5 protein-coding genes are annotated in these 8,316 nt (G+C 45.6%); all 5 read left to right on the plus strand.

The features are described 5' to 3' along the window. Nucleotides 1–52 precede the first annotated feature (52 nt). Nucleotides 53–1,975 carry a response regulator gene (locus QUA10_RS24830; protein WP_333083609.1) on the plus strand — a complete coding sequence of 641 codons (1,923 nt, stop codon included), beginning with the start codon at nucleotides 53–55 and terminating at the stop codon, nucleotides 1,973–1,975. 258 nt (nucleotides 1,976–2,233) lie between these two features. Then, complete coding sequence (locus QUA10_RS24835) at nucleotides 2,234–5,704, plus strand: PAS domain S-box protein (protein ID WP_333083610.1); 3,471 nt, start codon at nucleotides 2,234–2,236, stop codon at nucleotides 5,702–5,704. 275 nt (nucleotides 5,705–5,979) lie between these two features. Then, nucleotides 5,980–6,366 carry a response regulator gene (locus QUA10_RS24840; RefSeq protein ID WP_333083611.1) on the plus strand — a complete coding sequence of 129 codons (387 nt, stop codon included), beginning with the start codon at nucleotides 5,980–5,982 and terminating at the stop codon, nucleotides 6,364–6,366. A 1,067-nt stretch (nucleotides 6,367–7,433) separates the two neighbouring features. Then, nucleotides 7,434–7,742 carry a DUF1830 domain-containing protein gene (locus tag QUA10_RS24845; RefSeq protein WP_333083612.1) on the plus strand — a complete coding sequence of 103 codons (309 nt, stop codon included), beginning with the start codon at nucleotides 7,434–7,436 and terminating at the stop codon, nucleotides 7,740–7,742. A 5-nt stretch (nucleotides 7,743–7,747) separates the two neighbouring features. Beyond that, entirely contained in the window at nucleotides 7,748–8,167 is a 420-nt protein-coding gene (locus QUA10_RS24850; protein WP_333086402.1) for a late competence development ComFB family protein, read from the plus strand. The last annotated feature ends 149 nt before the right edge of the window (nucleotides 8,168–8,316 follow it).

The raw sequence follows: 8,316 nt of genomic DNA on the forward strand, positions 1-8,316 counted from the left end.
CGCAAAAACCGATAAAAAGTTCCAAGAATAGTTGGAAGGACAGGTGACGTTTATGAAAATCCTGCTGGTAGAAGATGACACAGTTACAGTCAGTTTGCTGACTCAAGCGCTGAACTCTCACAATTACAATGTGAACGCGGCAGCAGACGGTGAAACAGCGTTGCATTTGGTGCAGGCATACGATTACGACCTGATTGTTTTGGATGTGCTGATTCCTAAACTCGACGGCATTAGTTTGTGTCGAAAATTGCGATCGTCCGGCTGCCAAATGCCGATTTTACTGCTGACAGCGCTAGATAGCAGCAACGATCGAGTCCAAGGTTTAGAGGCGGGTGCAGACGATTATGTGGTCAAACCCTTTAATCTCGAAGAATTAATCGCTCGAATTCGGGCTTTGCTGCGCCGGGGTAAGGCAACTTTGTCAAGTACAAATTTGACCTGGGAAAAACTGCAAGTCAACCCAGACACTACGGAAGTAACTTATGCCGAAAAAGTGCTGCACTTGACTCCCAAAGAGTACAATTTGCTCGAACTTTTCCTGAGAAATCCTCGGCGCATTTTCAGTCGCAGCGCTATCCTCGATCGCATTTGGTCGGCCGGCGAATTTCCTCAAGAAGAAGCCGTTACCGCTCACATCAAGGGGCTGCGGCAGAAGCTGAAAGCAGCCGGGATGACTGTAGATTTAGTGGAAACCGTGTACGGATTGGGCTATCGGCTCAAAAGTCTGCCGGAGGAGATTGAGAGCCAACAAGTTGGGCAGGAAAGGACAGAAACTGCTAAAACTCAAGAGACTTTATCTACTGCATCCAGCGGGTCTAGCCAGGAATTAAACAAAGACGAGCGCCGTCTCAAAGTCTTGAATGCGATTGCCCAAATGCGGGGAAATTTAAAAGCTAATTTTATAGAAAAGGTGGCGATATTCGATCGCGCGATCGCTCAACTGAAAAACGGAAGCTTGGAGGGCGAACTGCGCGAGGAAGCCCAGGCTCAAGCTCACAAATTAGTCGGTTCTTTGGGAACGTTAGGGCTGCCGAAAGGTTCGGAAGTTGCGCGCCAGATCGAACATTTGTTCAAGGCTGAAAACATCTGGAAACCGGGGACGGCTCAGCAGATTGAGGGATTTCTGCATCAGCTAAAACAGATATTCTATCGCCCGTCGCCCGAACCCGAAGGCGATTTGGTTCCTGCGGTTTCCCAAAAGCGCCGAATGCTGATTGTTGATGATGATACTTTTGGGAGCGATCGACTGAAAACAGTAGCATCCGGTTCCGGCTTCCAGATAGAAGTCGCCAACTCTCCGCAAGCGGCAAGAAATGCGATTTCTCAACAGCCTCCCGACGCGATTTTGCTGGATTTGACATTTTCCAGATCTCAGGAAAACGGACTTTCTCTCTTAGCCGAACTCCGCAGTGAAAAGCCCGAAATTCCGGTGATGGTTTTTAGCGAGTACAATCAATTGAGCGATCGAATAGAAGTTGCTCGTTTGGGAGCTTCCGGCTTTTTACACAAATCTATACCCCCAGCAGATATACTCAAAGCAGTCGCCCAACTAATCGACCAGACTGGCCCTGCTGAAGCTAAAGTTATGGTGGTAGACGATGACGTGCATCTATTGGCTGCACTGCAAGTTATTCTACAACCTTGGGGATTTCAAGTAACAACATTGGACGATCCCGAAAAGTTCTGGGAGGTACTCGAAACAACTTGTCCGGATTTGCTAATTTTAGATGTGGAGATGCCCGGTTACAGCGGTATCGAGCTGTGTTTGGCAGTTCGCAACGATTTGCGCTGGAGCAAGCTCCCCGTGCTATTTTTGACAGCTCATTCCGAGTCGGAAATCGTGCGCCAAATGTTTGTCGCAGGTGCTGACGACTACGTGAACAAGCCGATCGTGAAACCGGAATTAATTGCTCGCCTCCTGAATCGTTTGGAGCGGACTCAACTAAGAAACAGACTGGCTCAGGCACAGCGCTAATCCCATTTTAGATTTAAAGAATTAAAGAATTGAAGAATAGGGAATGACTGATGAGATATGGGTTTCGAGCACGTACATACAGTTGTATTCTTTTTTTAAAATGGGATAACTAAGAGCAAATATGCAGTGTGTGTCCGAAACAAATCAGGAAGCCTTAGCCAAGACTTGGGATTGTTAGATTATGTGATTCCGACGAGGTGCTGTTGATGCTTGCCCGCTGATCAAGAACACAGGCTAATTTAGAGAAGTATTAATCAGATGAAAGCAATGATATTGCCCTCAGACACAGGCACTCTCAATAACAGCGACTGCGAACTAATTTACGCCCCGGGTTCTATACAACCTCACGGCATCCTTTTGGTGCTGGAATCTCCTGTGTTGAAAATTTTGCAAGTTAGCAACAATACTTTTGAGGCGATGGGCCTTTACCCCGAAGAACTTTTGAATAAATGTTTAGAGGAATTTGTCGAGACTGAGGAAATTGAGGCTATTGAAAAAGCTTTATTTGAAAAAGACCAACAACGTAACGGTATCAGATTATCATTCCAAAGTCAAGACCGCAAGTCTTTTTTTGAGGGGACGCTACATCAATCAAATTCCGCATTAATTGTTGAACTAGAGTCGGTTGTTTCCCCAAAAACGAGCGATTGTTTCAATTGTTATAATTTAGTCCAAGAGCCGATCGACAAAATCCACAGAACACAAAACCTGCAAGTGCTGTGTCAGACAGCAGTTGAAGAAGTGCGGAGGATGATCGGTTTCGATCGAGCGATCGTCTATAAATTTGATGCCACCGGTGCGGGGGAAGTTGTCGCCGAAGACAAAGTAGAAAGTTTGCCTCCTTTATTGGGACTGCACTATCCGGCTGGCGATATTCCCCCCCAGGCAAGAAGCCTCTTCAAAATGAATTTAATTCGGTTTATTCCCGATATTAACTGTCAGCCTGTAGAACTAATTCCTCACTGCAATCCGCTGACGGGTAGCCCTTTAGATCTGGGCGGTTCTTTGTTGAGAACAGTTTCGCCTTGCCACGTTCAATATCTCCAAAATATGAACGTTGCCGCTAGCATGACCCTGACATTAATCAAAGATAAAAAACTCTGGGGATTGATAGCCTGTCACCACCCAACACGAAAGTATGTCAACTACGAAACAAGAACCGCTTGCGAACTGCTAGCCAAGTTTGTGAATCTTGAACTCAGCTACAAACAAGATAGCGAAGATCGGGAATATGCAATTTATTTAAAATCAATTTGCCAAAAATTTATCACAGAGATTTCTCAAAAAAACTGCTTTGTAGAAGGTTTACTAACATACCGAGATGAATTGCTGGCCTTAGTGACCGCTACCGGTGGAGTTGTGTGTGCCAATGAAAATTTAAGAACCATCGGGCAAACCCCGGAAGTGGTAGAAATCGAAAACTTAATTGCTTGGATAAAAACTCAAATAAATAATGAGGTTTTTTATACAGATTCTCTCTCAAAACTGTATCCGCCATCCGAGAAGTTTAAAGAAGTTGCTAGCGGTTTGCTGGTACTTGCCATGTCCGAGATGCAAAATTATTACATTTTGTGGTTCCGTCCCGAAGCACTTCAAACTGTAAACTGGGCAGGTCCACCAGAGGGGCACATTGAACTTAAACCGGATGGCAGCCGAGTGATGTCTCCTCGCATTTCCTTTGAGTTGTGGCAAGAAACTGTGAGGTCAAAATCTTTGCCTTGGCAGCCGTGCGAAATCGAAATAGCCCGAGAACTTCGAGTTGCTATTACTAGCATTGAGCTCCGGAAAATCAATCAGCAGCTCAGCTTAGCTTTGTCCGCTACCAAAATCGGATTTTGGGACTGGGACTTGCAGAAAAATCGCATTGTTTGGTCGAGGGAACACGAAGAGTTGTTTGGGTTGGCCCCGGGGACTTTTGCCGGAACTTATCAAAGTTTTGCAGCTTGCGTTCACCCAGAAGATTTAAAAAGTACGGATAATACTATAAATCAGAGCCTGGCCCAGCGAGCAGATTACTTTCTGGAATACCGCGTGGTTTGGCCCGACGGCAGCATTCACTGGATTGAGGGAAAAGGTAAGTTTTTTTACAACGAAGCAGGCGATGCAGTGCGGATGGTGGGGACAGTTACAGAAATTACCGATCGCAAAGCTAGAGAATTACAGTTGCGCCTGTTGGAATCAGCAGTCACCACCACTAACGACGCCGTGTTAATTACCGAAGCTGAACCGATTGAGGAACCGGGCCCGCGAATTATTTATGTCAACCCAGCTTTCACGCGGATGACCGGCTATACGCTAGAAGAAGTTGTCGGCAAAACGCCACGCATCTTGCAAGGAGAAAAAACAGACCGCGCCAGTCTTGATCGAGTTCGGACAGCTTTGGAAACCTGGCAGCCTGTGCGGGTTGACTCGATCAATTACCGCAAAGACGGGACGGAATTTTGGGTAGAAATGAGCATTGTCCCCATAGCGGACGAAAATGGTGAGTTTACCCACTGGGTATCAGTGCACCGGGATATTAGCGATCGTAAACTTGCTGAAGCAGCCCTCCAACAGCTCAACGAACGGTTAGAAATGCGAGTTTTGCAGCGAACCAGAGAACTAGAAAGCTCTCAAGCAGAACTCCGGGAAAGCGAAGCTTTATTTCGCTCTCTGAGCGAGAGTTCCCCCGTGGGCATTTTCAAAATCGATACTGAGGGGAAATGTACCTATACAAATCCTCGCTGTCAAGCAATTGGTGGCTTCACACCGACAGCAGCTTTAGGAAAAGGCTGGATGCGGTTTGTTCACCGCGAAGACCTCAAACTAATTCTGTCTAAGTGGTCGGAATCACAATCGCTACAGGGGGAATTTTCCTGCGAATTCCGCCACATCCAGCGAGACGGAACCATCCGGTTTTGTCGGCTTAAAACAGCTCCGATTTTTTCCGACAGATCTCAACTAATTGGTCACGTCGGCACAGTCACAGATATCACAGAAAGTCGGGCAATTGAAAAAATGAAAAATGAGTTTATTTCGATTGTCAGCCACGAACTGCGAACGCCACTTGCCTCCATTCGCGGTTCTTTAGGTTTGCTGGCGGCTGGGGTACTGAAAAATCGACCGGAAACTGCCAAACAGATGTTAGAAATCGCTTCGAGCGATACCGAACGGTTAGTGCGTTTGGTAAACGATATTCTCGACTTAGAGCGGCTCAATTCGAGCCAAGTTATCCTCGTCAAGCAGTGGTGCGATGCCCAGGTTTTGATGCGGAAGTCTGCAGAAGCTGTACTTTCTTTGGCTGCTGAAAATAACATTGATGTGTCGATTTTGCCCGATGCAGCAAAAATTTGGGCTGACCCGGACAGAATCGTTCAACTGCTGGTAAATTTGTTGAGCAATGCGATTAAATTCTCCGATCCAGGGAGTACAGTAACTGTCAGGGTTGAAGATTTAGGCGATTCCCTACGGGATAGCTACGCTTCACGGGTTTTATTTGAAGTCAAAGATCAAGGGCGGGGGATTCCAGCAGATAAACTAGAAACTATCTTTGGACGGTTTCAACAAGTAGATGCTTCTGACTCCCGCCAAAAAGGAGGTACGGGTTTGGGTTTGGCTATCTGTCGCAGTATCGTACAGCAGCACGGCGGCAGAATTTGGGCCGAAAGTGTTGTCTCAGAAGGAAGCAGTTTCTATTTCACAGTGCCTGCACCGTTGGAAGGCGAAGGGGGAAAAAGTTTGGAGGTTTGAGATTGCTTTGATCGGAACTCGCGAAAGCTAAAGTTTCTGGAAACGCACGCGGTTAGGATGATTTTGGGAGGCTGATATGTCGATTTTTATGTTCAGGGTTTCAGTAGGTGAGTGGCAACATACCAACCGCTTGATTAGAACGTTCTTAACTGCTGAAGCTCTTAATTTTATTGCTTCTTTCTTCTTCTCTATCTGTGAAGAAGCCGAGTTGATGAGGCAGGATGCTTAAGTTTTTTTCAGTTTACCATAATTAATTTAAAATTTGAGTTTTAATTATGTCAGCAAAGCGCATTCTGGTCATCGATGATGAAAAAAACCTCTGCAGCGTGATTCAGGCTTGTCTGGAACATTTAGGCGGCTGGATTGTACTAAGCGCGCCCGACGGCAGCCAAGGATTGCTGTTAGCTGAAACTCAACTTCCTGACGCTATTCTGCTAGATGTGATGATGCCGGATATGGACGGACTTACTCTGTTTGGTTTGCTGCAAAACAATGTGGCTACTCGGGGGATTCCGGTGATTTTCCTGACTGCTAAGGTGCAGGCGATGGATTTGAGCGAATTTGCTGATTTGGGGGTAGCGGGGGTGATTGCCAAGCCTTTCGATCCTTTGAGTTTGGCACAGCAAGTGGCGGACATTCTGGGTTGGGAACCGTTGCTGTAAACTGGGGTAAAAGGCGATCGCAGATACCATATCAAACTCGGCATTTGAAACCGCTACTAGACAAACAAAGTCGGCCCAGCCCGACGCAAGAATCAAGGGGGCATTCAAGCCGGATGATCATCGCAAATGCGCTTTCTCGTTCCTTTGATTATTGCGAAAATTACGCAATTATGTTGGTAAACCGGGTTTATGCGTCCAGGAAAGTTTTAGTTTTTCCGGCTATGTTCATAATTTCCTCATTTTTTTGATTTAGCTTTGAGATCGATCGGTGATTGGTTAATTTAAACTCTGATTCCCTAGAAGTTCTAGAGATGATCCCAGGGAGTCGGGGTTTTTTGTTACCCGCAAAGCCGATCGGCGATCACCGTATTTACAGGCAGAATAACTCCTCCAGAAGTTACAAACACTTGCCTCAAGAAGGGTTTTTCTTAACCCGGAATCACAGATGCAGCCAAGTTTTTTGCTAAAAAACTCCGTTTCAACCTGCTAATCCAAGATTTATGCAGATTTCCCTGAGAAACCGGCTTTTTTAACCCAGGAGCACAGATGGAACCAAGTTTTTGGCTAAAAAACCTGGTTTTTGCCTAACTCTTGTAATCTCTGCTTCGGCCAAAGTATATTTATCAAAAAAAATGATGGTCTTCATAATTTCCTCATATTTTTTAGATAAAGTTTACCCCAAGCTCTGGATCACAAGGTCGATCGCACTCTCAGCACCATTCCGCTGCCAAAGAGTGCATCTGTTGTCAGGAGAGTTCGGGAAAGTGACGGTACTTTCGATTAACTGGTGCCACAGCACAACCAACCTAAACAAGTCAGGATCTAAGCCCTGTAGACCAAACAAACCGGGTTTTTAAACCGGCAAAAACGGATTTTCTGCGCCAGTCCTCTAAGTGTTGGCAGGATAACTCAATGCTACAAAAATTAATAACTGAGGATGTGATTCGCGCTCTCGAATAACACCAAAAAAATAAGTAGGTCGTTTGATCAAGAGCAAAACTCGCAATTACCACTAACAGGTAAATCCCAGTCTCAGTTAGTTTTTGAAAGAGTGTGGAGATTTTTAAATGTCTGATCAGCTATCTTATAAAGGTAACAACCAGATTCTGTGCTATTACGCAAATGTTACCAACCTAGTGCAGGTGCTTCGGATTGAGAACATTCCTAATTGGTACTTTGAAAAAGTGATGTTTCCGGGACAGCGACTGATGTTTGAAGCTGCTGCCGAAGCAGTCTTAGAAATTCACACTGGTACGGTGGCAAGTGCTATTTTATCGGACAAGATTCCCTGCTACGTGCTGCGGGTTATAGAAGAGGTAAGTTCCGAGTTCGAGCTGGTGATGACGGAAGAACGATTGGCGGTATTAGCCGGTTAAAATTCATGAGAAATCAGACGAGATCGAGAACGGCTACAAAAATATTAGTTAACGAATGTTTGGGGACGGGGAAAATGCAGAAAAATCTTGTCAATATTACCTTAGCTGTAGTCACAGAGGAAGTAGAAATTATCTTGGAGTCTTATCCGAAGCACCCTTACCAACAAGCTTTTTCGCCTTCGGGATTGCGACAAGATTTAATTGCTTATGTGCTTAGCCGAGTTCCTAATAGATATACTGCGATCGACTCCAGCGAGTCTGTGTCAAACCAAACTGTTCAGGTTCGCTGTTCTTCAGAGCAATTGCTGCACATAGAAAATTTGATTCATACTGGAATTCGCGAGGTGCTGCACAGCTATCAGAAGATAGATTACCGCCTGCCTGAAGAAGTTAAATTTGATTCGAGAGTTGCTAGTTGGTTGTGATAGTTTCTGGTAAATGAGGGAGACGCCGAGATTCTCGGCCCTCTCGGTTGGGCAAGGTGGAATTGTGTACTCACCGAAAGCATCCAGGATACAAGCCCCCGGATTCATTCCGAAAGCAGACTCAGGACCCAGAAATAAAAAACCTGTAT

This window comes from Microcoleus sp. Pol8_D6, assembly GCF_036700965.1.
GTDB lineage: Bacteria > Cyanobacteriota > Cyanobacteriia > Cyanobacteriales > Microcoleaceae > Microcoleus.

Excerpts from the sequence above, each read along its gene's own strand:
- QUA10_RS24845 (WP_333083612.1), top strand. The coding sequence starts at position 7,434 with ATGTCTGATCAGCTATCTTATAAAGGTAACAACCAGATTCTGTGCTAT.
- QUA10_RS24835 (WP_333083610.1), top strand. The coding sequence starts at position 2,234 with ATGAAAGCAATGATATTGCCCTCAGACACAGGCACTCTCAATAACAGC.
- QUA10_RS24840 (WP_333083611.1), top strand. The coding sequence starts at position 5,980 with ATGTCAGCAAAGCGCATTCTGGTCATCGATGATGAAAAAAACCTCTGC.
- QUA10_RS24850 (WP_333086402.1), top strand. The coding sequence starts at position 7,748 with ATGAGAAATCAGACGAGATCGAGAACGGCTACAAAAATATTAGTTAAC.
- QUA10_RS24830 (WP_333083609.1), top strand. The coding sequence starts at position 53 with ATGAAAATCCTGCTGGTAGAAGATGACACAGTTACAGTCAGTTTGCTG.